The organism is Streptomyces sp. NPDC025273 (genome assembly GCF_040638585.1).
Classification (GTDB): Bacteria; Actinomycetota; Actinomycetes; order Streptomycetales; family Streptomycetaceae; genus Streptomyces; species Streptomyces cinereorectus.
Window position 1 is genome coordinate 414,177 of record NZ_JBEZYP010000001.1, and the last position, 26,586, is coordinate 440,762.

Consider the following 26,586-nt stretch of genomic DNA (forward strand, 5'->3'; position numbering starts at 1 on the left):
TTCAGCGGCGCCGAAGCCGCGAAACGCCCCACCGTCGCCCTCAGTGTGTCAGGTGTACTGCGCGCGCAGCCTGTTGTGCACCTCGGGTGCCGCACCCGTACGGTCCAGGCCCAGCAGCGCGGCCCCCAGCACCGGGGGCTGTGCGACCACCCGGATCACCGCCTTCGGAGCACGCTCCGCCAGGAGGCGCGTGATCCGGTCGTCCAGCCCGGGGTGCCGCGCGGCCAGCACGCTGCCGCCCAGCACCACCGGCACCTCCTCGTCCAGCAGCCCGAGCCGGCCGAGCGCGACCGACGCCAGCGCCACCACCTCGTCCGCCAGCCGGTCCACCAGACCCGCCGCCACCGGGTCCCCGGCCGCGCTCGTCGCGAACAGCACCGGGGTCAGCTCGTGCCGGGACTCGTACGTGATCCGCCCCCGGTGCAACGCCTCGATGAGCTCGTACATCGAGCCGAGACCGAAGTGCCCCGGCAGCGCACGCACCAGCTCCGTCGGTTCGCCGCGGCCGTCCTCGGCCCGCGCCGCGAACCACAGGGCCTCCTCGGCGAGCCCCGAACCGCCGCCCCAGTCACCGGAGATCCGGCCGATCGCGGGGAAGCGTGCGGTGCGCCCGTCCGGCACCATGCCGACACAGTTGATCCCCGCCCCGCAGACGACGGCCACACCGCGCGGCTCGTCCACCCCGGCCCGCAGGATCGCGAAGGTGTCGTTGCGCACCTCCACCGAGCCACCCCACCCCCGGCGGAGCAGTGCCTCGGTCAACTCGGCTTCCTCCACCGGGAGATCGGCGTTCGCCAGGCAGGCCGACACATGGCCGATCTCCCCCATGCGCACGCCGGACGACGCCAGTGCCCGTCCGAGCGCGGAGGCCAGCACGTCCACGGCCGCCTCCACGCCGACCACCGGCGGCTGGAACCCGCCCCCGCGGGCCGTGGCCAGCACCGAGCCGTCCCCGCCTATCAGCGCCACATCGGTCTTGCTGTTGCCCGCGTCGATGGCGAGGACCGAAGCGTTCACGCCCACGCCAGGTGCTCCCGGTTGTGCGCGATCAGCCGGTCGGTGAGGGCCTCGGCGTACGCGTACTGGCCGATCAGGGGATGCGACAGCAGCGCCTTGAACACCCGGTCCCTGCCGCCCCGGAGCGCGGCCTCCAGCGCCAGGTCCTCGTACGCCGTCACGTTGGCGATCAGCCCCGCCTGGAGCGGGTCGAGCACCGGGGCCGCGAGCGGGGCGGCACCCGTGGCGTCCACCCGGGCCTGCACCTCGATCACCGCGTCGTCCGGCAGGAACGGCAGCGTGCCGTTGTTGTACGTGTTGACCACCTGGGCCTTCGGGGCGCCCCCGCCGAGCAGCGCGGCCGCCAGGTCCACGGCCGCCTCCGAGTAGAACGCGCCGCCGCGCCTGCCGAGCAGCGCCGGCTTCTCGTCCAGCGCCGGATCGCCGTACATGGCCAGGAGTTCCTTCTCCATCGCGGCGACCTCGGCGGCCCGCGACGGCTTCGTGCCGAGCTCCCGGACGACCTCGTCGTGCGCGTAGAAGTACCGCAGGTAGTACGAGGGGACGACGCCGAGCCGGTCGAGGATCTGCCGGGGCATGCGCAGGTCGTCGGCGATGGCGTCGCCGTGCTCCGCGAGCAGCCCCGGCAGGACGTTCCCCCCGTCCGGACCGCCGAGACGGACACCGAGCTCCCACGACAGGTGGTTGAGCCCGACATGGTCGAGGTGCACCTCGGCGGGGGCGACGTCGAGCAGCCTGGCGAACTTCCGCTGGAAGCCGATCGCCACGTTGCACAGACCGACGGCCTTGTGTCCGGCCTGCAGGAGCGCCCTGGTCACGATGCCGACGGGGTTGGTGAAGTCGATGATCCAGGCATCGGGACTGGTCCGGCGGACCCGTTCGGCTATGTCCAGGACGACCGGCACCGTGCGCAGGGCCTTGGCGAGGCCGCCGGCCCCGGTGGTCTCCTGGCCGACGCAGCCGCACTCCAGCGGCCAGGTCTCGTCCTGGTCGCGGGCGGCCTGCCCGCCGACGCGCAGCTGGAGCAGGACCGCGGCGGCGCCCTCCACCCCCGCGTCCAGGTCGGCCGTCGTGGTGATCCGCCCGGGGTGGCCCTGCTTGGCGAAGATCCGCCGGGCCAGGCCGCCGACGAGTTCGAGCCGGTCGGCCGCCGGGTCGACGAGCACCAGCTCCTGGACCGGCAGGGTGTCCCGCAGCCGTGCGAGACCGTCGATCAGTTCAGGTGTGTAGGTGGACCCGCCACCCACTACTGCGAGCTTCATTTCAGCCCTTCACTCCGGTCAGCGTGACGCCCTCGACGAATGCCTTCTGGGCGAGGAAGAAGACGGCGATCACGGGGGCCATGACCAGAACGGTCGCGGCCATGGTCAGGTTCCAGTCGGTGTGGTGTGCGCCCTTGAAGGATTCCAGGCCGTAACTGAGCGTCCAGGCGGCCGGGTTCTCCGAGGCGTAGATCTGCGGTCCGAAGTAGTCGTTCCAGGCGGCGAAGAACTGGAACAGGGCGATCGCCGCGACGCCGGGCTTCGCCATCGGCAGCACGACCCTGACGAGGGTGCGCAGTTCACCGCAGCCGTCGACCTTCGCCGCGTCCAGGTACTCGTCCGGGATGGTGAGGAGGAACTGCCGCAGCAGGAAGATGGAGAACGCGTCGCCGAAGGCCATCGGAATGATCAGCGGCCACAGCGTCCCGGACAGGTCCAGCTGCTTCGCCCAGAACAGGTACATCGGGATGATGACGACCTGCGGCGGCAGCATCATCATGGAGACGACCAGCATCAGCGAGAGCCTGCGGCCCCGGAAGCGGAACTTCGCCAGCGCGTACGCCACGGGCACCGACGACACGACGGTCAGGACGGTGCCCAGGCCCGCGTACAGCAGGGTGTTGCGCCACCAGGTCAGGAAGCCCGGGGTGTCGAGGACCCGCCGGTAGTTCTCCCACTCCCAGGTGTCGGGCGTGAGGTCCCGGGTCAGCGCCTGCTGGTCGCTCATCACCGAGGTCAGGAGGACGAAGACGAACGGCAGGACGAAGAGGAGCGCGGCCGCGACGCCCAGCGAGTGGACGGCGATCCAGTGCAGCAGCGCCTTGCGGCGGGCGGTGCGCTCCGCGGGCGTGGGCGCGTCCTGCGCGGTGACGGGGCGGGGCGGGTCGAGGAGTTGGGTCATGGCTCAGCCACCGGCCTGGATCAGGCTGTTGCGGCCCCGCATCAGCAGTGCGGTGAAGGCCATGGCCAGGGCGAACAGGACGAGGGCGACGACACAGGCGGAGCCGTAGTCGAAGCGCTGGAAGCCGAGGTTGTAGACGAGCTGGGGCAGCGTCAGGGTCGACCTGTCCGGGTAACCCGGTTCGAACTGCTGCCCGGAGCCGCCGATCACGCCTGAGGCGACCTTCCCCGCCACCAGCGGCTGCGTGTAGTACTGCATCGCCTGGATCACCCCGGTGACCACGGCGAACAGCACGATCGGCGAGATGTTCGGCAGCGTCACGAAGCGGAACGTCTGCCACCCGGAGGCGCCGTCCAGCTCGGCCGCCTCGTACTGCTCCCGCGGTACGTCGAGCAGTGCGGCCATGAAGATCACCATCAGGTCGCCGATGCCCCACACCGCGAGCATGGTGAGCGCAGGCTTCGACCAGGACGCGTCGTTGAACCAGCCCGGGGCCGGCAGGCCCAGATCGCCGAGGATCGCGTTGACGGGCCCCGTACCAGGGTTGAGCAGGAAGACGAACGCCAGTGTCGCGGCCACCGGCGGGGCCAGGCAGGGCAGGTAGAAGAAGGTGCGGAAGAGCCCCGTGCCCGTCTTGATCCTCGTGATCAGCATGCCGGTCCCGAGGCCGAACACGACCCGGCAGGTGACCATGACGAGCACCAGCCAGAGCGTGTTGCGCAGGGACGGCCAGAACATCGGGTAGTCGCCGAAGACGTACGTCCAGTTCGTCAGCCCGTTGAAGGACGGTGCTCCGAAGCCGTCGTACCTCATGAACGAGAAGTACACGGTCGAGACCATCGGGTACGCGAAGAAGACGGTGAACCCGATCAGCCACGGCGACATGAAGGCCGCCGTCCGCAGCGCCGACCTGCGGCGCTTGGAGCGGAGTGTGTGCGTGGTCATCGGGGTCTACTTCGCCTTGGCGATGTCGGTGTCGATCTGCGCCGCGGTCTTCTCCAGGCCGGCCTGCAGGTCCTTCACCGCACCCTTCTCGTACTGGAAGCCGAAGTCCTGGATGGTCTGCTGGTACGCCGCCCCGTTGACCGCACCGTCGGGGGTGCTGGAACCGGGGTGCCGGGCGATGTCCAGGAAGGTCCTGAAGCGCGGGTCGAACTTCAGGTCCGGGGACTTCAGCGCGGCGAAGGTGGAGGGCACGTTGCGGATGCCGTTCGCGAAGTCAACCACGGCCTGCGTGTCGCTCGTCATGAACTTCACGAGCTCCCACGCGGCGTTCTGCTTCTTGCCGGCCGGGGCGATCCCCATGATCGTGCCGGACAGGAAGCCCTTCCCGTAGCTGTCGGCCTCGTCGTCGGCCACCGGCATCGGTGCCACACCGATCTCGAACGGCACGTCGGCATCGGTGGCCATCCCCAGCCGCCACTCTCCGTCCAGCTGCATCGCGACCTGGCCGGTGTGGAACGGGTGTTTGGCGCCCCACTCGTCACCGAACGTGCCGCGGTACCTCTCCAGCTTCCCGTAGCCGCCGAGGTCCTCGACCAGCTTCCTCTGGTACGTGAACATCTCGGCGAACGCCGGGTCCTTCGCGATGTTCGACCTGCCGTCCGCGTCGAAGTAGGCGTGGTCCCACGAGGCCAGGTAGTGGTCGGCGACCGTCTCGTAGCCGTGGAACGTCGGCATGAAGCCGAGCTGTTCGTAGCTGTCACCCCTGCTCACCGTCAGCTTCTTCGCGACCGAGGCCAGCTCGGACATCGTCTTCGGCGGCGCGGTGATCCCGGCCTTCTCGAACGCGTCCTTGTTGTAGTAGAGGCCGTAGGCGTCGGCGAGCAGCGGCAGGGCGCAGCGCCTGCCCTCGAACTGGGTGTAGTCGAGCAGCACCTTCGGGAAGGTCTTCTCCAGGTCCAGCCCCGACTTCTCGATGAAGGGCTTCAGGTCGGCGAAGGCACCTGACGAGCAGAACTTGCCGACGTTGGCGGTGGTGAAGGACGAGACCACGTCCGGGCCGTTCGAACCGCCCGCGCGCAGGGCCTGGTTGAGCTTGTCGTCGTTGATGTTGCCGACGACGTTCACCGTGATGTTCGGGTGGGTCTTCTCGAACCGGTCGATGTTCTCCTGGACGGCCTTCACCTCGGAGGGCGCGCTCCAGCCGTGCCAGAAGTTGATCGTGGTCCTCGCGTTCGGGTCGTCGTTCGCACCGGACTCGGCCTGGCCCGTGCAGGCGGTGGCGAGGACCGAGATCGCGGCGACGGCGACAGCGGCGGTGGTGGTCGGTCGGCTTCTGCGCATGGCAAAGCTCCCAGGGACAGGCGGAAGAGGAGGAGGCAGGCGTGGGCGGGGTCAGCGAGAGGTGTCGAACACCTCGTCGCGGGTGTCCGCGAGGGCCCGTTCCAGGGCACCCCGCAGGACCGGATGCCGGCCGATCTCGCCGAGCACGAGCCGGGGCCGGGACGCCGCGAGCTCGGCGAGCTCGGACTGGATGAGGGACCGCAGCGGCTCGCCGCCCGAGGCGGCCAGCGCGCCGGAGAGCACGATCAGGCCCGGGTCGAGCACCGCGATGACGGACGCGAGACCGGTGGCGAGCCGCTGGGCGTACTGCCGCAGCAGCTCGGTGAGCGCGGGGTCCTGGTCGTAGGCGGCGGCCGCCCGGGCCAGCAGCCCGGCCGCGACCTCGGCGTACGGCTGGTGCGGGGTCTCGATGCCGAGCGAGGTGGCGAGCCGGGGCAGCGCCTGGGCGCCGGCCAGCTCCTGGAAGCCGCCGCTGTTGGCCTTGACGACCTGGCGTACGAGGGGGGTGCCCGGCACCGGCAGGAATCCGACCTCGCCCGCACCTCCGGTGAACCCGCGGTGCAGCCGGCCGTTGATGACGAGGGCGGCGCCGAGGCCCTCCTCGTTCCACAGCAGGACGAAGTCCTCGTGCTCCCGGGCCGCGCCGAGCCGCTGTTCGGCCACCGCCACCAGGTTCACGTCGTTCTCGTACTCCACCGGCATCGGCAGGGACGCGGCCAGCTCGTCCAGCAGGGTGGGGGAGTGCCAGCCGGGCAGGTGTGAGGCGTAGCGCAGCCGTCCGGTGCCCGGGTCGAAGGCGCCCGGCGTACCGATGACGACGCGGTGCACGTCCACGCGCGAGAGCCCGGCCTCCTTGACCGCGCCGTCCAGGGCGTCCGTCACCTGCCGCACCACGCTGTCGGCGCGCCTCCCGGGGGTACGCAGCTCGTACTCGCCGACCGTCCGTCCGGTCACATCGGCGACCGCCGCGACGATCCGCCGCGCGGTCACATCGAGCCCGGCCACATGGGCGGCCCCCGCGTTCACCGCGTACAGCTGCGCGTTGGGGCCGGGGCGCCCCTCGCTCGTACCGGTGGCCACCACGAGCCCGGCGGCCTCCAGCCGGGCGAGGAGCTGGGAGGCGGTGGGCTTGGACAGACCCGTCAGCTTCCCGATCCGGGTACGGGAAAGGGTGCCGTGTTCCAGGAGGAGGTCCAGCGCGGCCCGGTCGTTCATGGCGCGCAGGACCCGCGGTGTCCCCGGCGTGCCCGGAGTGGTTCCCGCCATGAACAGATGCACCCGCCCTCTGTTAGGAAAGTTTCCTATTCGATGGGAGGACCGTATGGCGCAGATCACCGGAACGTCAATGGTCTGCCCGCCTGTGGCTGCCAAAGCGTTACCCGGTGGGGTCCCGAGGACGAAGGGGCGCCCCGCGCAAGCGCGGGGCGCCCGTGGCCGACGACCGGCCGGGTGCTACTTCGTCATGCTCGTCGGCGGGATCGGGGTGGCCGCCAGCGACTGCGGTGACGTGGCCGACGCGTACGCGGAGGGGGCGGCCATGCCGGCCGTCGGGTCGGGGGACGTCGCGCCGTCCGCCTGGAGGGGGAGGGCGCCGACCATCCGGATGCCGGCCGCGTCGAGAGCCTGCTTGATCCGCCAGCGCAGCTCGCGCTCCACACCCAGCGCCTTGCCCGGCATCGTCTTCGCCGTGACCCGGACGGTCATCGAGTCGAGCAGGACCGCGTCCAGGCCGAGGACCTCCACCGGGCCCCACAGGCGCTCCGACCAGGGCTCTTCCTTGGCCATGGCCTCGGAGGCCTCGGTGATCGCCTTGCGGACCCGGTCCAGGTCCTCCGCCGGCCGGACCGTGACGTCGACACCGGCCGTGGACCAGCCCTGGCTGAGGTTGCCGATCCGCTTCACCTCGCCGTTGCGGACGTACCAGATCTCACCGTTGTCGCCGCGCAGCTTGGTGACGCGCAGGCCCACCTCGATGACTTCGCCGGAGGCGACGCCGGCATCGATCTGGTCACCCACGCCGTACTGGTCCTCGAGGATCATGAAGACGCCGGAGAGGAAGTCGGTGACCAGGTTGCGTGCACCGAAACCCAGTGCCACACCGGCGACCCCCGCGGAGGCCAGCAACGGCGCCAGATTGATCTGGAACGCCCCCAGGATCATCAGCGCGGCCGTGCCCAGGATCAGGAACGACGTAACCGAACGGAGTACGGAACCGATGGCCTCCGAGCGCTGGCGGCGGCGTTCGGCGTTGACCAGCAGGCCACCGAGGGCGGTGCCCTCCACCGCCTGGGCACTGCGGTTCATCCGGTCGATGAGGTTGGTCAGGGAACGCCGGATCACGTACCGCAGCACGAGCGCGATCGTGAGGATCAGCAGGATGCGCAGGCCGGTGTTCAGCCAGGTGGACCAGTTCTCCTGCACCCAGCCCGCGGCGTTGCCGGCCCGCTCGGCGGCTTCGTCCAGCGAGCCTGGCTCGGGTGACGGTGCTGCGGCCAGGAGGGCGGACAGGGACACGGCGGGGACCTCCAGATGGGGCGACAGCAGATCAACCACAGTAACGAAGCGGAGGGAGTGGTTCGTTGCCGTAGCGGGAGGAGAGACACGTCTCACCCCGCGGCGGACGGGTGGTGTGGCCCCTCGCACATCGTGGCCCGCAGCCGTGCCGAGGCGTCTGTTCCGGTGTGTCCCGGGGGTGCGTCCGGCCGGGTGGTGAGAAAAATCCCTCCGGCCCGTTACCCGCACGTGGTGGCGCCACGACCAGGCATGAGGAGAGACTGAGAGCGGATCGTCCCGGCGCGAGCCACGCGCCGCCGGCGTACAAGGAGGCATCCACGTGCCGCACGTCCTGGTTCTCAACGCGTCGTACGAGCCGCTCGGCGTCGTACCGCTCCGCCGCGCGCTCGTCCTCGTCCTCGAGAACAAGGCCATCTGCCTCGAGGAGTCCGGCGCCTTCATGCACAGTGCCACCCGTGCCGTGCCCGCGCCCAGCGTCGTCCGCCTCAAGCGGTTCGTACGGGTCCCCTACCGGGGGCCCGTCCCGCTGACCCGCCGGGCGCTCTTCGCCAGGGACGGCGGGCGCTGCATGTACTGCGGCGCCGCCGCGACCAGCGTCGACCACGTCATTCCGCGCAGCCGCGGAGGACAGCACGTCTGGGACAACGTGGTGGCGGCCTGCCGACGCTGCAACCACGTCAAGGCCGACCGGCATCTGCCCGAGCTGGGCTGGCGGCTGCGCCACCAGCCCGCCCCGCCCAGCGGTCTCGCCTGGCGGATCATCGGGACCGGGCACCGCGACCCGCGCTGGCTGCCCTACCTGCAGCCGTTCGGCGCGGACGACGTGATGGCCCGGATCGACGGAGTTCCCGCCGCGGAGCACGGGCCCGGGGCGTCGGAGGGCACGCGGCACTACTCGGCGACGGCGTAGGCCTCCACCGCCCACAGCGAGTACCCGTACCGCGTGGCCCGGCTGTCGGCCTGAACCCTGATGAAGCGGGTGTCCCTCGCGTCCATCCGGACCGACTCGCGCCCGCCCCGGCCCTCCCGCACGGTCGCCGCGGTGCGCCAGGTGCGTCCGTCCGCGGAGACCTGGACGCGGTAGCGGGAGGCGTGGGCGTCCTGCCACCTCAGCACGACCTGGCCCAGCCGGACGGGCCCGGGCAGCTCGGCCTGCCACCATGCGCTGTCCTCGACGGGCGAGGACCAGCGGGTCTCCGGATCCCCGTCCGAGGCCGCGGAGGCCGGGAAGTCCGGGGTCTCGTCGCCGGACGAGGACGCCGTGGCCGTACGCACCAGGTCGGGGCCCCCGGTGCGCGGGAAGGCCCGCACGGTCAGCGTGCTCTCCTCGCCGCCGAAGCTCAGCGGCACCTCGTACTCCCCGGCCGGGGTGTCCGCGGGCACGGTGATGTCCACGGGCACGTCGGTACGGGCACCCCGCGGTACCGTCGTCCGCTTCGGCACCGTCACCTCGATGCCCTTCGGGGCCTTCGCGGTGAGCGCGCCCTTCACCTCGGTGGGACGTCCGCCGGCCAGCCGCGCCTCGACCCGCTGCGTACCACCGCCGATCACGGCGTCCGTCTCGCCGCGTGCGAGACGGAGTCTGGCCGCCGGTTCGTCGCCGAACCACGGGACGAGCCCGCGCACCGCGGTGGAGGCCGCGCCCGGACCCGTGGCGGGCGGGGGCGCCCCCGTGACACCGGGAGCCGGCGGGCCGACGAGGACCGGGCGGGGGGTAGGGACCGAGACCCGGAGCGCGTCCGCCCTGAGGCCCTTCGCCGGAGTCTGGGTCCAGCCCGCCGCGGACAGGGAGCCGAGGCGCCGCCAGCCCTCGCCCGGCACATGGGCCTCCAGGACCGCACCGCCGGCCTCGGCGGGCAGGGTCATCGTGGTGACGGCCTCGACCGGGCGGGGCCGGCCGAGGCGGACCGTGTAGCTGCTCGTGTCCCGGTGCACCGTGCCGGTCTCGCGGTCGGTGCCGTTCCAGCTGTCGGCCTCCTCGCGCACCCGGTCCAGGAACGGGTCGAGCACACCCTTGCCGACCGTCGCCCCGTTCGCCTCGATCTTCTTGCGGAGCGGCTCCAGCGCCAGCTGGGCCTTCCAGGCGGCCGCTCCGTCGCCGCGCGCCTGTGCCTGCAGGAGATCGACGGCGAGCTCGCCCGCGCGGCCGTACCGCGCCAGCTGCTCGGACCACGGCCGCACCTCGTCCCCCAGCCGCCCGTCCGCCGGAGTCCTCAGCTGCTCGGGGACCTGCCGCATCACCCCGAACGCCGCCCGCAGCCTGGCCGCCGCGTTGTCGCGGCCGGCCGTGTTCCCCGTCGCGCGGGACGCCCAGAACCCGGAGAACAGCGGCTGCAGATAGGCCGACTCGACGCCCCCGAGCACCGAGGTGGCGCTGTTGCCCGCGAGGGCGTGCAGCGCGGCCCGGGTATCGGCGTCGCCGCCCGCCAGATCGTCTGTCGCCGCCTTCCAGGACTCCTGCGGCCGGTAGCCCTTCGGGTTCCAGGCGAAGTCCGCGGCCGTGAACAGGGGGATGCGGGACGCCGAGGACTGCTCCATGGCGTTGGCCAGCAGCGCCGCCGAACCGACGGCCACCGCCGGGTCCCGGCCGGTGTACGGGCCGAGGAAGATCCGGTCCTGGGCGTAGTCGTTGACCGGGTAGTTGTCCATGGTGACCAGCGGGTGGCGGAAGGTGGCCCGCGCACCGGCCAGCTCCCGCCCGGTGATGGTCCTCGGCACGACCCCGACGCCGGTCCAGGCCACCTGCACCCGGTCGTCGAGCTCGGCGGCCAGCGCCGTGCGGTAGTCGGTGGCGCCGTCCTGGTAGAACTCCGTCGGCATCACCGACAGCGGTTCCGCGTCCGGGTAGCGGTCCGCCAGATGCCGCGCGACCGCGCTCGCGACCCGGGCCTGGGCCCTGGCGGCGGCCTCGGGGCCGCTGCCGAACGTCTCGGCGTCCAGGTCGCAGTGCCATTCGCTGTAGCTGACGTCCTGGAACTGCAGCTGGAACACCCGGACGCCCAGCGCCCACATCGCGTCGAGCTTGCGGGTCAGCGCCTCCAGGTCCGCGTCGGAGGCCATGCACATCGCCTGCCCGGGGGAGACGGCCCAGCCGAGCGTCACGTGCTCGGCCCGCGCCTTCCCGGCCAGCTCCCGGAAGTCGGCGCGCCGGTCGGCCGGGTACGGCTCGCGCCAGCGGGCCTGGCGGTAGGGGTCGTCGCCGGCCGCGTACAGGTAGCGGTTCTGCTTCGTACGGCCCATGAAAGCGATCTGGGCCAGCCGCTCCTCGGGGGTCCACGGCTGCCCGTAGAAGCCCTCGGCCATGCCGCGTACGGCCGTTCCCGGCCAGTCGCGGACCACGGCACCGGCGACGGTGCCGTCCGTGACGAGCTGACGCAGCGTCTGGACGCCGTGGAACAGGCCGTCCTCCCCGATGCCGTCCAGGGCGACCGTGGGCCGGCCGGCGACCCTGCCCACGGCCATGCGGTAACCCCCGGACGGCAGATCGGCGCGCTCGGGTGCGCGCAGCGCCCGCAGGGCCTGACCGGCATCCGTACCGCCCATCCGGATCACCGCGCCGCGGCCGGGCAGGGCGTCGTGCACGGTCCGTACCCCCGCGTCGCGCAGAAGCGCGCGGAGCGCGTCCACGGCGTACGGATCGGTGTCCACGCCGGCGAGGACGGTGACCTCGGTGCCGAGCCGAACGGACTGACCGGAGGCCTTGATCGTCTGCGGCCGCGGCCATACGTCGGGCAGCGGTGTGCCGTCGGTGCGGCCGGGCGTGGTCGCGGCGGGTGTGCCGGGGGCGACGGGGGCCGCGATCACGGCCGGTGCGAAGGGTCCGAGCAGTCCGCCGATCACGGCGACGGCGACGGCCGCCGCGTGCCTCCTGCGCCCGAGCTGCACGCCGCTCTCCCTTGTTCCGGTCCCTGCTCCGATGCCCCTGGCTCCCCGTGGTCTCCGAGCCCACCACCCGGGCGGAAGGGTGTCAATGCGCGTGGCCGTTGTGGCGGATATGCCTGATGTGTCACGCGATGCGACTCGCGGGTGCTACCGGATGACCCGCCGAGTGACCGAAAACAGCCCATACCTGGCGTACGGGGGAACGTAGTGTGACCCACAGCACGTGGGGCTCGTTGTCATCACGCCTATGTCACACCCATGTCTGCTCCCGCACCCACGGGGTAGGCCTGCTGTGTCCTGTTGTCCACGGCCAGGAGGCCACCGTGCCCGCTTCCGCGCAGCTTCTGCTCTCCGCTCCCTCCGAACAGGTGCCGAGCCCGGCGGGTCCCGCCCCGACCGAAGCACCCCCGATGATCAGCGAGCTGCCGCTCGCCGACGTGCGCCATCTCATCGGTGAACCCGTGTCCGCCGATGCCGCTCCGCTGACCAGCGAGCCCCCGCTCGCCGACGCCACACCTCTCACGAGCGAGCCTCCGCTCGCCGCCGTCGCCCCTCTGACCAGCGAGCCGACAGCACCCGGCACCGCAGGGGGCATGGAGTCCCCAGGAGTCTGAATGGGCTTGTCCCGGCTCGCCGCACTGCACGGCGTCGCCACCTCCTTCGCCCCGTCCGCGGATGTCACGGTGCCGGTCCCCGACGACACGGTCACGGCCGTGCTCGCCGCGCTGGGCGTGGCCGCGAGCACCCCCGCGCAGGTGCGGAGATCCCTGGCCGCGGCCGAGTCGGCGGCGGCCTCCCGGCTGCTCCCGCCGACGGTGGTGACCTGGTCGGGAGAGCCGCTGCCGCCGGCCCTGGCCGCGCTGCCGTTCGGCGCGACGCTGACGGTCGACCCCGAGCGCGAGCCGGGAGGCGCCGACGCGCCGCAGTTGCGGATGCGGGTCACCGCGCCGGGGGCGAAGCCCTCCGACGGCAGTGCGCCGCGCACACCGTCCTGGTGGACCGCACCGCCCCTGGGGATCCACCGGCTGACCGTGCGCGCCCCCGACCACCGCTACGCCACCGCCACGCTCGTCGTCGCGCCGGACCGCGCACCCCAGCCGCCCGGCCGCACGCACGGCTTCCTCGTCCAGCTCTACTCGCTGCTCTCCGCCCGCTCCTGGGGCATGGGCGACCTCGGGGACCTGGCCGACCTCGCCGCCTGGTCGGGCCGGACCCTGCAGGCCGGCTTCGTCCAGGTCAACCCGCTCCACGCCGCCGTACCGGGCAGGCCCACCGACCCCTCCCCGTACCGCCCCTCCTCGCGACGCTTCCCCGACCCCGTGCACCTGCACATCGAGTCCGTCCCGGAGTACGGGCACGTGCCCGAGCCGGGCCGGGCCGCCCTGGACGACCTGCGCCAGGACGCCGCCGCACTCAGCGAGGCCGTGCTGAACAAGGGCGCGCTGATCGACAGGGACGCCGTCTGGGAGCTCAAGAGGCAGGCCCTGGAGCTCATCGCCCAGGTGCCGCTCAGCCCGGGGCGCCGCGCCGCGTACTGCGACTTCCTGGCCGAGCAGGGACAGGCCCTGGAGGACCACGCCCTGTGGTGCGCCCTGGCCGAGGTGTACGGCTCCGACTGGCGTGGCTGGCCCGCCGGACTGCGCGACCCGCGTTCCCCGCAGAGCGCCCGTGCCCGCACCGACCTCCTCGGACGGATCGACTTCCACTGCCGGCTCGCCTGGCTGACGGACACCCAGCTCGCCGCCGCCCAGAGCGCCGCGCGGGACGCCGGGATGGCCGTCGGGATCGTCCACGACCTCGCCGTGGGCGTCCACCCCGACGGGGCCGACACCTGGGCCCAGCAGGACGCCTTCGCCCACGGCATGTCCGTCGGCGCGCCCCCGGACGCCTTCAACGCGCACGGCCAGGACTGGGGGCTGCCCCCCTGGCGCCCCGACGTCCTCGCCGCGTCCGCCTACGCTCCGTACCGCACGCTCCTGCGCGGCCTCCTCGCCCATGCGGGCGCCCTGCGCATCGACCACGTCATGGGCCTCTTCCGGCTCTGGTGGGTGCCCGAGGGCAGGCCGCCCACCGAGGGCACCTACGTCAGCCAGGACGCCGAGGCGATGCTCGCCGTCCTCGTCCTGGAGGCGCACCGCGCCGGTGCCGTCGTCATGGGGGAGGACCTCGGCACCGTCGAGCCCGGTGTGCGCGAGGCGCTCGCCAGGCGCGGAGTGCTCGGTACGTCCGTCCTCTGGTTCGAGCGCGACTGGGACGGCACCGGGCGCCCGCTGCCCCCGGAGAAGTGGCGCAGCGGCTGCGTGGCCACGGCCACCACCCACGACCTGCCGACCACGGCCGCCCGGCTGACGGGCGACCACGTGACGCTCCGCCACCGCCTCGGCCTGCTCACCCGCCCCCTGGAGCAGGAGCTGGCCGAGGACGCCGCCGACACCGCCGAGTGGCTGTCCTTCCTGGCCCGGCTCCGGCTGCTGCCCGAGGGCGGCGGCGACGAGGAGGCCGCCGTCCGTGCCGTCCACCGCTTCCTGCTGCGCACCCCGGCCCGGATGGCCGGAGTCTGGCTCCCGGACACCGTGGGCGACCGCCGCCCGCAGAACCTCCCGGGCACCTGGGACCAGTACCCCAACTGGCGCCTGCCCGTCGCCGATGCCGAGGGACACCCCGTCACCCTGGAGCAGATCGCCGCCTCGCCCCGGCTGCACCGCCTGATGGAGGTTCTGAGACCCGGCGCGGACCGGCCCTAGGCGCATTGCCCCGTACGGCACCCCCGGGCGCGCGTCGCTCCCGGGCGTTCGCTACGTTTGTCCCGTGGACAAGAAGAACGCTATGCGCGCCGGTGCCGTCGCGGCCGGTACGACGCTGATGATGCTGCTCATGTCGTCCCCCGCGCTCGCTCTCACCCGCGACGACGGTGACGACCCGGGTCAGGGGATCGGAGTGGGGGAGACCCTCGGGGTCTTCGTCGGACTGCCGATCGTCCTCTTCCTGGTGATCGCCGGGCTCGTCATGGTCCTCGACAGGTCCAAGAAGGCCTAGGGGCCCGGCTCTTCACGGACGCGCCGCCGGCACGCAGTGCCGCGCGGCGCATCGGCCTGTCCGGACACCGGTCGGGTGCGGCCATGACCGGGTGGGACGTGCGGAAGCTCCGCGTCTGCGGAGGGGCCACGCCGAGGCGGCACGTGCCCCGCCGGAGCGGGCGGACGCGGAGCTCACCGGCTCTCCGCGCGCCGAGGCGGCCGGGTGAGGACCGACGCCTTCTCCGGCCACCGCCTCGCCAGGGAACCGGGCCCGCGGCCGGCCGGTCCCGCCTCAGGGGCACCCCCCGAAGGAGGCGCCCCTCATCCGTACGGAGGGACGGCTACGCGGTCGCCGCCGCGGCGTCCGCCGCCTGCGCCTTCAGCGCACGCTCCACGCCCGCCCGGGACTCCGACATCAGCCGGCGCAGTGCCGCGCTCGGCTCCGCCGAGGCCAGCCAGGCGTCCGTCGCGTCCAGCGTGGCCTGCGAGACCTGGAGGGCCGGGTACAGGCCGACCGCGATCTGCTGGGCCATCTCGTGGCTGCGCGAGTCCCACACGTCCTTGACGGCCGCGAAGAACCTCTCCGTGTAGGGAGCCAGCAGCTCACGCTGGTCGGTCTGCACGAAGCCGCTGATGACCGCCTCCTGAAGGGAGTTCGGCAGCTTGTCGGACTCCACGACCGAGGCCCACGCCTCGGCCTTCGCCTCCTCGGAGGGCTGCGCCGCGCGTGCGGACGCCGCGTGGCGCTCGCCCGCGGCCGTCCTGTCGCGCTCGTACTCCGCGGCGATCTCCTCCTCGTCCAGCAGCCCGGCCGCGGCCAGACGCTGCACGAACGCCCAGCGCAGCTCCGTGTCGACGGCGAGGCCCTCGATGTCCACGGTGCCGTCCAGCAGCGACTGCAGCAGGTCCAGCTGGAGCGGCGTGCGCGCCGTCGCCGCGAAGGCACGGGCCCAGGCCAGCTGATGGTCGCTGCCCGGCTCCGCCGCGCGCAGGTGCGCCAGCGTCGCGTCGGTCCACTGCGTCAGACCCGCCTCGCGCCACTCCGGCGCCGCGTACAGGTCCAGCGCCAGCTTCACCTGGCGGTGCAGTGACTGGACGACGCCGATGTCCGACTCCTTGCCGATCCCGGAGAGGACCAGCGCCAGGTAGTCGCGCGTCGCCAGTTCGCCGTCACGCGTCATGTCCCAGGCGGAGGCCCAGCTCAGGGCCCGCGGCAGGGACTCGGTGAAATCGCCCAGGTGCTCGGTGACGACGGCCAGCGACTCCTCGTCGAGGCGGACCTTCGCGTAGGACAGGTCGTCGTCGTTGAGCAGGACGACCGCCGGGCGGGCCGTGCCCGCCGGGTACGCCACGGTCGTGCGCTCGCCGTCCACGTCCAGCTCGATCCGGTTCGTACGGACCAGCTTCCCGGCCGCGTCGAGGTCGTAGCAGCCGATCGCGATCCGGTGCGGACGCAGCGTCGGCTCGCCCTTCGCCCCGGCGGGGAGCGCCGGAGCCTCCTGGAGCACGGTGAACGAGGTGACGTGGCCGTTCTCGTCCGTCTCGATCTCCGGGCGCAGGATGTTGATGCCGGCCGTCTCCAGCCACGCCTTCGACCAGGTCTTCAGATCACGGCCGGAGGTCTCCTCCAGCGCGCCCAGCAGGTCGGACAGGCGCGTGTTCCCGAACGCGTGCGCCTTGAAGTACGCCTGCACACCCTTGAAGAACGCGTCCTGGCCCACGTACGCCACGAGCTGCTTCAGGACCGAGGCGCCCTTCGCGTACGTGATGCCGTCGAAGTTCACCAGGACGTCGTCCAGGTCGCGGATGTCCGCCATGATCGGGTGCGTGGAGGGCAGCTGGTCCTGGCGGTACGCCCACGTCTTCATGGAGTTGGCGAACGTGGTCCACGAATGCGGCCACTTCGAGCCTTCGGCGTACGCCTGGCAGGCGATCGAGGTGTACGTGGCGAACGACTCGTTCAGCCAGAGGTCGTTCCACCACTCCATGGTGACCAGGTCGCCGAACCACATGTGGGCCAGCTCGTGGAGGATGGTCTCGGCCCGCGTCTCGTACGCGGCGTCCGTGACCTTCGAACGGAACACGTACTGGTCGCGGATGGTGACCGCGCCCGCGTTCTCCATCGCGCCCGCGTTGAACTCCGGGACGAAGAGCTGGTCGTACTTGGCGAACGGGTACGCGTAGTCGAACTTCTCCTGGAACCAGTCGAAGCCCTGACGGGTGACCGCGAAGATCTCGTCCGCGTCGAGGTACTCGGCGAGCGAGGGACGGCAGTAGATGCCGAGCGGCACCGACTGGCCGTCCTTCTCGTAGCTGCTGTGCACCGCGTGGTACGGGCCCGCGATCAGGGCCGTGATGTACGTGGAGATGCGCGGCGTCGGCTCGAAGGACCAGACGTCGTCCTTCGGCTCCGGCGTCGGCGAGTTGGAGATCACGGTCCAGCCGGCCGGTGCCTTCACGGTGAACCGGAAGGCCGCCTTCAGGTCGGGCTGCTCGAAGCTCGCGAACACCCGGCGGGCGTCCGGCACCTCGAACTGGGTGTACAGGTAGGCCTGCTCGTCGACCGGGTCGACGAACCGGTGCAGACCCTCACCGGTGTTCGTGTACGAGCAGTCGGCGACGACCTTCAGCTCGTTGGTACCGGCCTGCAGGTGCTTCAGCGCGATCCGCGAGTCGCGGAAGACGGCGGCGACGTCCAGCGCCTTGCCGTTCAGCACGACGTCGTGGACGGCCGGGGCGACCAGGTCGATGAAAGTCTCCGCACCGGCTTCGGCGGAGTCGAAGCGCACGGTGGTGACGGACCGGTAGGTCCCGCCCTCCTGCGCTCCGGAGAGGTCGAGATCGATCTCGTACGCGTCCACGGTCAGCAGGCGCGCCCGCTCCTGTGCCTCTTCGCGGGTCAGATTCGTGCCAGGCACGCGGTCATCTCCTAGATCTGTGATGTTTCGGGCCATCCTTCCACGTGGGGTACGCGCAGCGCGATGTCCTGTTTCCGCCGGGCCCGTGAAGGGGGCCGGGCCACTCCCCGGACAGGTGGGTACGGTCCCGCGTCGGCGCATGGCCGGGACCGGCAGGGCTCTGCGCGGGCCCCTCGCCCTCCACCGGCACGGGCACACGAAAGGGGGGCGGCCACCGGAACCCGGTGGCCGCCCCCCTTTCGTGGACGAGGGTTCAGCCCTTCAGCTCGGCCGCCACCAGCTCCGCGATCTGGACCGCGTTCAGCGCCGCGCCCTTGCGCAGGTTGTCGTTGGAGACGAACAGCGCGAGACCGTGCTCGACGGTCTCGTCGACCCGGATCCGGCCCACGTACGAGGCGTCCCGGCCGGCCGCCTGGAGCGGGGTCGGGATCTCGGAGAGCTCGACGCCCTCGGCGTCCTTCAGCAGCTCGTGGGCGCGCTCGACGCTGAGCGGACGCGCGAAGCGGGCGTTGATCTGCAGGGAGTGGCCGGAGAAGACCGGGACCCGGACGCAGGTCCCGGACACCTTGAGCTCCGGGATCTCCAGGATCTTGCGGGACTCGTTGCGGAGCTTCTGCTCCTCGTCCGTCTCGAACGAACCGTCGTCGACGATCGAGCCGGCCAGCGGCAGTACGTTGAAGGCGATCGGACGCCTGTAGACACCCGGCTCGGGGAAGTCGACCGCGCCGCCGTCGTGCGTGAGCTTGTCCGCGTCGGCCACGACCTCGGAGACCTGGCCGTGCAGCTCCGCGACACCGGCGACCCCGGACCCGGACACCGCCTGGTACGTGGCCACGGTCAGCGCCTCCAGGCCGGCCTCCGCGTGCAGCGGGCGCAGCACGGGCATGGCGGCCATCGTCGTGCAGTTCGGGTTGGCGATGATGCCCTTGGGACGGTCGCCGATCGCGTGCGCGTTGACCTCGGAGACCACCAGCGGGACCTCGGGGTCCCTGCGCCAGGCGGAGGAGTTGTCGATCACGACGGCGCCCTGGGCCGCGACCTTCTCGGCCAGCGCCTTCGAGGTCGCACCGCCGGCGGAGAACAGCACGATGTCCAGCCCGGTGTAGTCCGCGGTGGAGGCGTCCTCCACGGTGATGTCCGTGCCCTCGTAGGAGATCGTGGAGCCCGCGGAGCGTGCGGAGGCGAAGAGCCGCAGTTCGGCGACGGGGAACTTCCGCTCGGCCAGGATCCTGCGCATGACTGTGCCGACCTGACCGGTGGCGCCGACGATTCCGACCTTCACGGGGACTCCTTCACACGTACGAGCTGGCACGGTTGCCGCTCCATGATGCGTCTGTCCACGGCTTTCTTGTCCAATCCATTGTCCGGCTGGCGGACAGCGGGCGCGAGGGGCGCCCGGACGACGGGCCGGGCAGAGCAGTGGGGCGGGAGCTCCGGAGAGCGCCCGCCCCACTGTCGTACGGATCACATGTTCAGCGTGGTGCGGTTACGGCGCCACCTTCTCGATGACGACGCTGCCGGTGCCCGCCGCGGTGCCGCGGGAGTTCACCAGCTGGACCTCGCCGAAGAACTGCCGGCCCTCGGGAGCCGCTCCGGCGACCACGACCTCGGCACCGACCTGGGCGGACGCGCCGTTGGCCAGGTTCACGGCCTCCGACTCGTCGACCTGGATCGTGCCGAGCGACGAGGCGTAGTACACGTCGCGGTAGTCGTACTCGGTGGTCCCGGCCGGGACCGAGTAGCCGTCGATGACGACCGTGTACGTGCCGGCCGCCGGGTTCACCAGGCTGACCGACTCCTCCGAGCCCGCCGTCGTCGAGGCGCCGACCTCCGTGGCGCCCTTGTAGACGTACAGGTCGATGTCGGCGTTGGCGTCCGAGGTACCGCCGATGGCGATGTCCAGCTTCTCGACACCCTCACCGATGGTGACCTCCTTGACGTACTCGCCGCCCGTGGAGATCGACGGACGCTCGACGTCGGCCGAGCCGAGCGAGCCGCCCTTGAGCTTGCCCTCCAGGTCACCGGCGTTGTTGGTGACCGTCCAGTCCACCGGTGCCGGGGTGCCGGTCTTCGCCTCGGCGATGGTCTGCACCGCCGGGTCGAAGGAGGCGCCGAGCAGCGAGACGTCCAGCTTGTACGGGTTGTCCAGCAGCGGCGACGTACGGCGGGACTCGACCTCGATCTCCCAGACGCCGGGCTGCGGGTCCTTGTAGGAGCGCGTGTCCGGGCGGCAGGTGTTGGCCGGGCTCTCGTAGTTCGGGTAGCAGTAGATCGTGGCGCTGTCCTCCACCGCGACCCCGTAGGGGTGGATGGAGATGAACCGCGTCTGGCTGCCCGAGCGCAGGGCGCTCAGCGCGACCTCGAGGGTCTCGGCGCCCTCCGGGACGTTCAGGAAGTACGACGTGGTGCCGTTGCGCTGCACCGAGCCGGTCGTCGAGAACGCGTACGCCGGCTTCACCAGCTCCTCGGCGACGATCACCGTGGAGAGGATCTGCTGGTCCACGCCGACGGTCTTCCTGTCGTCCACCTGCAGGATCGCACTGTGCACGCCCGCACTGCCGGGCTTCGCCTGGACCTTCACGGTCACCGGCTTGCCGAGCGGCAGCGAGACGGTGCTCGAACCGCTCAGCTTGAAGGTGCCGTCGTTGTTCTTCCAGGACAGCTTGTGCGCGACCGCGCGGTCCGGACCCGTGGTGCGGGTGACGGTGACGTCGTACGACTTCTTCTGGCCGGCCTTCAGGCCGCCCTCACGGTCGTACAGGCCCGTGCCGAAGCCCGGGGTCTTCAGCGCGAAGTCGATCGCGGTGTCGACCGGGGCCTTCACCGTGTACTCGTGCGCCGCGGCGCCCTTCTTCTCGATCTGGCTCCACGCACGGACGATGTTCATCAGACCGGCACCCTGGGCGTGCGCGGGCACGCCCGCGATGTGGGTGGCGGTGCTGGTCAGCGCGGTACGCAGGTCGGCCGGGGGCAGCTCGATGCTCTTCTGCTTCGCGGCGGACAGGAGCAGCGCGGCGGCGCCCGCGGCCTGCGGCGAGGACATCGAGGTGCCCTGCAGCATGGAGTAGCCGGCCGGGAGCGAGTAGCCCGCCTCCTTGACCGGACCGCCGGCCGACCAGGTCTGGGTGGTGTTGATGGACGCACCCGGAGCCGTCAGGATCGGCGCGAAGCCGCCGTCCTCACGCGGACCGCGCGAGGAGAAGGGCAGCATGTCGTACTTCTTGGTGACGCGGGAGCCGTAGTTGGCGGCCCACGTCTCCTTGGAGATCGACGCGCCCACCGAGATGACGTGGTCGGCCAGGCCGGGGTCACCGATGGTGTTGACACCCGGGCCTTCGTTGCCGGCCGAGATGACCAGCTGGACGCCGTAGATGTCGATGAGCCGCTTGTAGAGCTCGGCGCGCGCGTTGTTGCCGTCGTTGAGCGGCGGCAGGCCGCCGATCGACATGTTGACGATGTCGACACCGCGGTTCACGACGAGGTCGATCATGCCCTCGGTCAGCGCGATGTTGGTGCAGCCGCCGGACCAGGTGCAGGCACGCGAGGAGACGACCTTGGCGCCGGGCGCCGCGCCGTTCATCTTGCCGCCGAACAGGCCGTTGGCCGCGGTGATGCCCGCGACGTGTGTGCCGTGCGAGCCCTCGATGACACCGATGCTGACGTAGTCGGCCTTGTCGCCGGCCGCGTTGTGGACGACGTTCTTGCGGTTCTCGACGACGAACGGGATGCGCTCGGCGACCTCGGTCCGCGGGTCGTCCGTACCGAAGTAGGCGACCTGGTGCCCGTCCTTGTACGGCTTCAGCACGGTGTCGTCGCCGAAGTCGGCGTTGCTGTTCAGGTCGACCCGCGTGGTGCCGGTGACCGGGTCGTACAGCACGCCCCACGCGTCGGTGGTGTCACCGTCACGGTTGAGGTCGCCCGCCATGTCGCCGCCCCGGGTGGCGGACTCCTTGAACAGGCTGAACTTGTACGTGCCCTCCGGCGCCGAGTACGTCTTGCCGGCGCTCGTGAAGGTGGGGCCCGCCACACCTTCGACCATCTTCAGCCACGTGCCGTCGCCGTCGTTCACGGGGTCGGTGGCCGTCACCCAGTCGACGATCTTGCGCTCGCCGGTGGTGGTCTTCTGCAGGGCCGGGTGGGCGATGTCCACACCGGAGTCCAGGACGCCGATGGTGATGCCGCGGCCGTCGGCCTTCGGGTGCTGCTTCACGAAGTCGACCGCGCCCGTCTCGAAGGACGGGTTGTACGGGTTCTTCGCCGGGGTGTTCTTCCCGGGCGCGGGATAACTGCCCGTCGACTTCGTCTGCTCGGCCCCGGCCGCCCGGTCGCCCGCGGGCGTCGGGTCGTCCAGCTTGATCTCCTGCTTGAGATCGATGCCGTGGACGGACGACAGCTTCTGCGCCGCCTTGATGGTGGCCTCGGCCGTCGCGGTCGGCACGGTCGCCCGGACGTAGCCGAGCTTGTCGTACGTCCGGCCCAGCACGGACCCCTTGACGGCGTCCAGCTGCGCCGCGACCTGCTCGGTCGCACCGGGCGCGGTGGCGACCATCATCGTGATGTTCTTCTCGCCCTTGGCCTCGGCCTTCGCCAGCACATCGGCGTCGGCCTCACCGAGCTTGTCGCCCTTGTCGCTGGTGGCGGCGGGCTTCACCGGCGCGGTCGCCGGGTCGTCGGCGGCGAAGACCGGGGCGGCGCCGGAGGCGGCCAGCGCGGCCGCCAGACCGGCGGCGGCGGCGATGCGCGCGGCGCGTCTCGCCCCGGGTATGGAGCTGGGGGATTCCTTGGTCATCAGCATCCCTGTTTTGTGAACGAAAGAGAGAGTCCGGAATTCGGTACCCGATGACCGCTCAGCCTTTCGTAAAGGACAGGGGTTTGTAGAGAGTTGACGGGGGCGAGAAACGAACATGGCGTAGACCCGCCACCGCTTCCGGTACGCCACACGGGACCAAAGGGGTGGAAACGCCGATCTTCGCGGCAGGACCACCGCAGGACCACCACCCGCGCGGCCGATCCGCGGTCCTCCGCCGCCTCATCGCCGTACGCACCGGCACCGCCTGATGCGCCATCGCTTCGCGCAGTCCCTTCGCCCCGACGCGCATGACCGTGACCCGGAGCCGCTCCGGACGCTCCCGCTCCCCGGTGAAGCCGACGTGCTCCTCACGGGGCGCCCGGGGACGGCCTGCTCCGGCCGGTACGCGTCCACCGTGTACAGGAAGGCGCCGCCCGGCGGGCACAGGCCCACGTTCCACAGCTGCTCCGGCAGCCCCGCGGTCAGGGCCGGGGACTGGGCAGTGCGCGCCCCGCACGGGTGTGCGGGGCGCGCGGGCCGGCGGTCGCCGCGTCAGCCGCGGACACGCGCCGGCCGGGTCATGCCGCCGCGTCGCGCTCCTGGCCCCGCAGGGCCCGGGCCAGATCGTCCCGCGCCTCCAGGACCAGCCGCCGCAGCGCCGGCGCCGCGGCCGGGTGCGAGGTCAGCCACGCGTCCGCCGCCGCGAGCGTCGCGGGATCGTCCTGCAGCCCCGGGAACAGCCCCTTGACCACGTCCATGCCGATCTGGATGGACCGCTCCTCCCACACCCGCTCGATCGCCTCGAAGTACGAGGCGGTGTACGGCGCCAGCAGCTCCCGCTGCGAGGGCTGCACGAAGCCCGAGATCGTCGCCCCGACGAGCGCGTTGGACAGCTTGTCCGACTCCACGACCGCCGCCCAGGCCTGTGCCTTGACCGCCGCCGAGGGGCGCGAGGCCAGGCACCGCACGTGGTGGCGCTTGCCCGACGCCGTGTCGTCGCGGGCCAGTTCGGCGTCGACGACGGACTCGTCGGCCACCCCGTGCGCTGCCAGCGGGCACAGGAAAGCCCAGCGCAGCTCCTGGTCGACGTCCAGGCCCTCGATCACGGCCGAGCCGTCGAGCAGGCCGCCCAGCAGCTGGAAGTCCGCGTCCGAGGTGGCGACCGATGCGAAGAACCGGGCCCAGGTCAGCTGGTGCTGACTGCCCGGCTCCGCGAGACGCAGCTCCCCGAGCGCCCCCTCGGCCAGCACCCGGCCGCCCTCCTCGCGCCACGCGGGCGCGGCGTAGTGCACGAGCGCCGACTGCGTCCAGGAGTGCAGCATCTGGAGCACGCCGATGTCCGACTCCCGGCCGGCGAACGCCAGCACCAGCGAGACGAAGTCGCGGGCCGGCAGCAGCGCGTCCCGGGTCAGATTCCACAGCGCGGACCAGCACAGCGCCCGGGCCAGCGGGTCGGTGATGTCGCCGAGGTGCTCGCGCAGCGTGGCGAGGGACCCCTCGTCGAAGCGGACCTTGCAGTACGTGAGGTCGTCGTCGTTGACCAGCACCAGATCCGGCCGCTCGCCACCCGCCAGGTCCGCGATGACGGTGCGCACGCCGGCGACGTCCGCCTCGGCGCGCGCGAACCGCACCAGCGCACCTTCCGGGGAGAGCCGGTACAGGCCGACCGCGACCCGGTGCGGGCGCAGCTCCGGGTGGGAGTCGGCCGCCTCCTGGATCACCGCGAGTTCGGCGATCCGGCCCGCCGCGTCGTACGTCACGACAGGCGTCAGGACGTTGACGCCCGCGGTCTGCAGCCACGAGCGCGACCAGGCGGTCATGTCACGCCCGGACGTCTCGGCCAGCACCGAGAGGAGGTCGCCCAGCCGGGTGTTGCCGTACGCGTGCTGCTTGAAGTAGCGGCGCGCGCCCTCCAGGAACGCGTCCCGTCCCACGTACGCCACCAGCTGCTTCAGCACCGAGGCGCCCTTGGCGTACGTGATGCCGTCGAAGTTCAGCTTGGCGTCCTCCAGGTCACGGATGTCGGCCGTGACCGGGTGCGTGGACGGCAGCTGGTCGGCGCGGTACGCCCAGGCCTTGCGGTTGTTGGCGAAGGTGATCCAGCCGTTGGTGAAGCGGGTGGCCTCCACCATCGAGAACGACCCCATGAAGTCGGCGAAGGACTCCTTCAGCCACAGGTCGTCCCACCACCGCATGGTGACCAGGTCGCCGAACCACATGTGCGCCATCTCGTGCAGGATGACGTTGGCGCGCCGCTCGTAGGAGGCCGAGGTGACCTTGCCGCGGTAGATGTACTCCTCGCGGAAGGTGACGCAGCCGGGGTTCTCCATGGCGCCGAGGTTGTACTCGGGCACGAACGCCTGGTCGTACTTCCCGAACGGGTACGGGTAGTCGAAGTGGTCGTGGAAGAAGTCCAGGCCCTGCTTGGTGATCAGGAAGATGTCGTCCGCGTCGAAGTGCCGTGCGAGCCCCTTGCGGCACATCGCGCCCAGCGGGATCTCCAGCTTCGAACCGTCGTCGAACGTACGGGTGTAGAGGTCGCTCTCGCAGTGGTACGGACCCGCGACGACCACCGTGATGTAGGTCGAGATGGGCTTCGTCTCCGCGAACCGCCACACCTCGCCCTCGTGGAACTCCTCCGCGCCGTTGGACCGGACCGTCCAGCTCTCGGGGGCCGTCACCTCGAAGCGGTAGGGCGCCTTCAGGTCGGGCTGTTCGAAGTTCGCGTAGACGCGCCGTGCGTCGGCCGGCTCGTACTGCGTGTAGAGGTAGACCTCGCCGTCCTCGGGGTCGACGAACCGGTGCATGCCCTCGCCGGTCCGGCTGTACGCGCACTGCGCGTCGACCACCAGGACGTTCTCGCCCTCGGCGAGGCCGTCCAGTGCGATCCGGGTGCCGTCGAAGACGGCCGCCGGGTCCAGCGCCTTGCCGTTCAGCGTCACCGTGCTCACGGACGGGGCCAGCAGGTCGGCGAAGGTCGAGGCACCCGCGCGCGCGGCACGGAAACGGATCGTGGTCACCGAGCGGAAGGTGCGCGGCGCCTCCCCGTCGGACTCACCGACGGCGGAACGCAGGTCGAGAGCGACCTCGTATCCGTCGACGGTCAGCAGCTCGGCCCTTTCGCGGGCCTCGTCGCGGGACAGGTTCTCACCGGGCACGAGCACTCCTTTGTGACTCATTTATGTCTTATTCGAACACCGTGGATCCTCCCATGCGGCCGCGAGCACCTGTGAGCGGGAATGGCGGGAGCGTCCCGTGGCGTTTCCACCCCAGGCGCGAGACGACCTCATGAGGAGAGACATGCCCGAGAACAGCACGTCGAACAGCAGGACCCCGGCGGACTTCTGGTTCGACCCGCTCTGTCCCTGGGCCTGGATGACCTCCCGCTGGATGCTGGAAGTGGAGAAGGTCCGCGACGTGGAGGTCCGCTGGCACGTCATGAGCCTGGCCGTCCTGAACGAGAACAGGCTGGACGAGCTGCCCGAGGAGTACCGGGACATGCTGGCGACCAAGGCGTGGGGCCCGGTCCGGGTCGTGATCGCCGCCCGGGAGAAGCACGGCGACGAGGTCGTCGGCCCCCTGTACACGGCCATGGGAACCCGCTTCCACAACAAGGGCGAGGGGCCCACCCGCGAGGCGGTCGTGGCGTCGCTGGAGGAGGTCGGCCTGCCGGTGGAGCTCGCGGATCACGCCGATTCCGACGCGTACGACGCCGAGCTGCGCGCCTCGCACCAGGAAGGCATCGACAAGGTCGGCCAGGACGTCGGCACCCCGGTCATCGCCGTACCGGGCCCCGACGGCGAGCAGATCGCCTTCTTCGGACCGGTCGTCACCCCCGCCCCGAAGGGCGAGGACGCGGCCAAGCTGTGGGACGGCACGCTGCTCGTGGCGTCGGTCCCCGGCTTCTACGAGATCAAGCGCACCCGTACGCAGGACCCCGTCTTCGACTGACCCCCGCCGCGGGGTGCGCTGCCGGGTGGGCGCCCCGCCCGGCGTTCCC

At 71.6% G+C, this 26,586-nt stretch carries 17 protein-coding genes; 5 read left to right on the top strand and 12 right to left on the bottom strand.

The window, feature by feature from the left end; genetic code table 11:
- Window positions 1–48: 48 nt before the first annotated feature.
- From AB0F38_RS01740 to AB0F38_RS01770, 7 genes are all read right to left on the bottom strand, one after another.
- Window positions 49–1,023, bottom strand: a complete 975-nt coding sequence (locus AB0F38_RS01740; RefSeq protein WP_361885091.1) for a BadF/BadG/BcrA/BcrD ATPase family protein — start codon at window positions 1,021–1,023, stop codon at window positions 49–51.
- Entirely contained in the window at window positions 1,014–2,279 is a 1,266-nt protein-coding gene (locus tag AB0F38_RS01745) for a 6-phospho-beta-glucosidase (protein WP_361885093.1), read from the bottom strand. The genes AB0F38_RS01740 and AB0F38_RS01745 overlap by 10 nt, the downstream gene beginning before the upstream one ends.
- Before the next feature lies 1 nt (window position 2,280).
- Window positions 2,281–3,180, bottom strand: coding sequence for a carbohydrate ABC transporter permease (locus AB0F38_RS01750; protein WP_361885095.1), 900 nt, complete (start codon window positions 3,178–3,180; stop codon window positions 2,281–2,283).
- A 3-nt stretch (window positions 3,181–3,183) separates the two neighbouring features.
- Window positions 3,184–4,125: a sugar ABC transporter permease gene (locus AB0F38_RS01755; protein ID WP_361885097.1), complete on the bottom strand. Its 942-nt coding sequence runs from the start codon at window positions 4,123–4,125 to the stop codon at window positions 3,184–3,186.
- A 6-nt stretch (window positions 4,126–4,131) separates the two neighbouring features.
- On the bottom strand, window positions 4,132–5,466 hold the full coding sequence (locus AB0F38_RS01760; protein WP_361885099.1) for an ABC transporter substrate-binding protein: 1,335 nt from the start codon (window positions 5,464–5,466) through the stop codon (window positions 4,132–4,134).
- A gap of 51 nt (window positions 5,467–5,517) precedes the next feature.
- A complete protein-coding gene (locus AB0F38_RS01765; RefSeq protein ID WP_361885101.1) occupies window positions 5,518–6,732 on the bottom strand; it encodes an ROK family transcriptional regulator in 1,215 nt (404 codons plus the stop codon).
- 186 nt (window positions 6,733–6,918) lie between these two features.
- On the bottom strand, window positions 6,919–7,980 hold the full coding sequence (locus AB0F38_RS01770) for a mechanosensitive ion channel family protein (protein ID WP_361886707.1): 1,062 nt from the start codon (window positions 7,978–7,980) through the stop codon (window positions 6,919–6,921).
- A 319-nt stretch (window positions 7,981–8,299) separates the two neighbouring features.
- Between AB0F38_RS01770 and AB0F38_RS01775 the strand changes: the two genes are divergently transcribed.
- The gene (locus AB0F38_RS01775; RefSeq protein WP_361885103.1) at window positions 8,300–8,890 is read left to right on the top strand and encodes an HNH endonuclease; all 591 of its coding nucleotides are present in this window, start codon (window positions 8,300–8,302) and stop codon (window positions 8,888–8,890) included.
- Here AB0F38_RS01775 and AB0F38_RS01780 read toward each other — a convergent pair.
- Window positions 8,872–11,865, bottom strand: a complete 2,994-nt coding sequence (locus tag AB0F38_RS01780) for a beta-N-acetylglucosaminidase domain-containing protein (protein WP_361885105.1) — start codon at window positions 11,863–11,865, stop codon at window positions 8,872–8,874. The two genes, AB0F38_RS01775 and AB0F38_RS01780, sit on opposite strands and share 19 nt — an antisense overlap.
- A 320-nt stretch (window positions 11,866–12,185) precedes the next feature.
- Here AB0F38_RS01780 and AB0F38_RS01785 point away from each other — a divergent pair, with 320 nt between their 5' ends.
- The 3 genes from AB0F38_RS01785 (at window position 12,186) to AB0F38_RS01795 (ending at window position 14,898) form a co-directional block, all read left to right on the top strand.
- Window positions 12,186–12,476, top strand: coding sequence for a hypothetical protein (locus AB0F38_RS01785; RefSeq protein WP_361885107.1), 291 nt, complete (start codon window positions 12,186–12,188; stop codon window positions 12,474–12,476).
- Window positions 12,477–14,606 (top strand): 4-alpha-glucanotransferase, encoded by a 2,130-nt coding sequence (gene malQ, locus AB0F38_RS01790; protein ID WP_361885109.1) that lies wholly within the window; start codon window positions 12,477–12,479, stop codon window positions 14,604–14,606. It begins immediately after the preceding gene.
- Between the two features lie 82 nt (window positions 14,607–14,688).
- On the top strand, window positions 14,689–14,898 hold the full coding sequence (locus tag AB0F38_RS01795) for a hypothetical protein (protein WP_361886710.1): 210 nt from the start codon (window positions 14,689–14,691) through the stop codon (window positions 14,896–14,898).
- A 322-nt stretch (window positions 14,899–15,220) separates the two neighbouring features.
- Here the strand turns inward: AB0F38_RS01795 and pepN (AB0F38_RS01800) are convergent, their stop codons facing one another.
- The 4 genes from pepN (AB0F38_RS01800) to pepN (AB0F38_RS01815) form a co-directional block, all read right to left on the bottom strand.
- Window positions 15,221–17,797 (bottom strand): aminopeptidase N, encoded by a 2,577-nt coding sequence (pepN, locus tag AB0F38_RS01800; RefSeq protein WP_361885111.1) that lies wholly within the window; start codon window positions 17,795–17,797, stop codon window positions 15,221–15,223.
- A gap of 253 nt (window positions 17,798–18,050) precedes the next feature.
- Complete coding sequence (locus AB0F38_RS01805) at window positions 18,051–19,079, bottom strand: aspartate-semialdehyde dehydrogenase (RefSeq protein ID WP_361885113.1); 1,029 nt, start codon at window positions 19,077–19,079, stop codon at window positions 18,051–18,053.
- 204 nt (window positions 19,080–19,283) lie between these two features.
- Window positions 19,284–22,592, bottom strand: a complete 3,309-nt coding sequence (locus AB0F38_RS01810; protein WP_361885115.1) for a S8 family serine peptidase — start codon at window positions 22,590–22,592, stop codon at window positions 19,284–19,286.
- A gap of 572 nt (window positions 22,593–23,164) precedes the next feature.
- Window positions 23,165–25,744 carry an aminopeptidase N gene (gene pepN / locus AB0F38_RS01815; RefSeq protein WP_361885117.1) on the bottom strand — a complete coding sequence of 860 codons (2,580 nt, stop codon included), beginning with the start codon at window positions 25,742–25,744 and terminating at the stop codon, window positions 23,165–23,167.
- 142 nt (window positions 25,745–25,886) lie between these two features.
- Here pepN (AB0F38_RS01815) and AB0F38_RS01820 point away from each other — a divergent pair, with 142 nt between their 5' ends.
- Entirely contained in the window at window positions 25,887–26,537 is a 651-nt protein-coding gene (locus tag AB0F38_RS01820) for a DsbA family protein (RefSeq protein ID WP_361885119.1), read from the top strand.
- The last annotated feature ends 49 nt before the right edge of the window (window positions 26,538–26,586 follow it).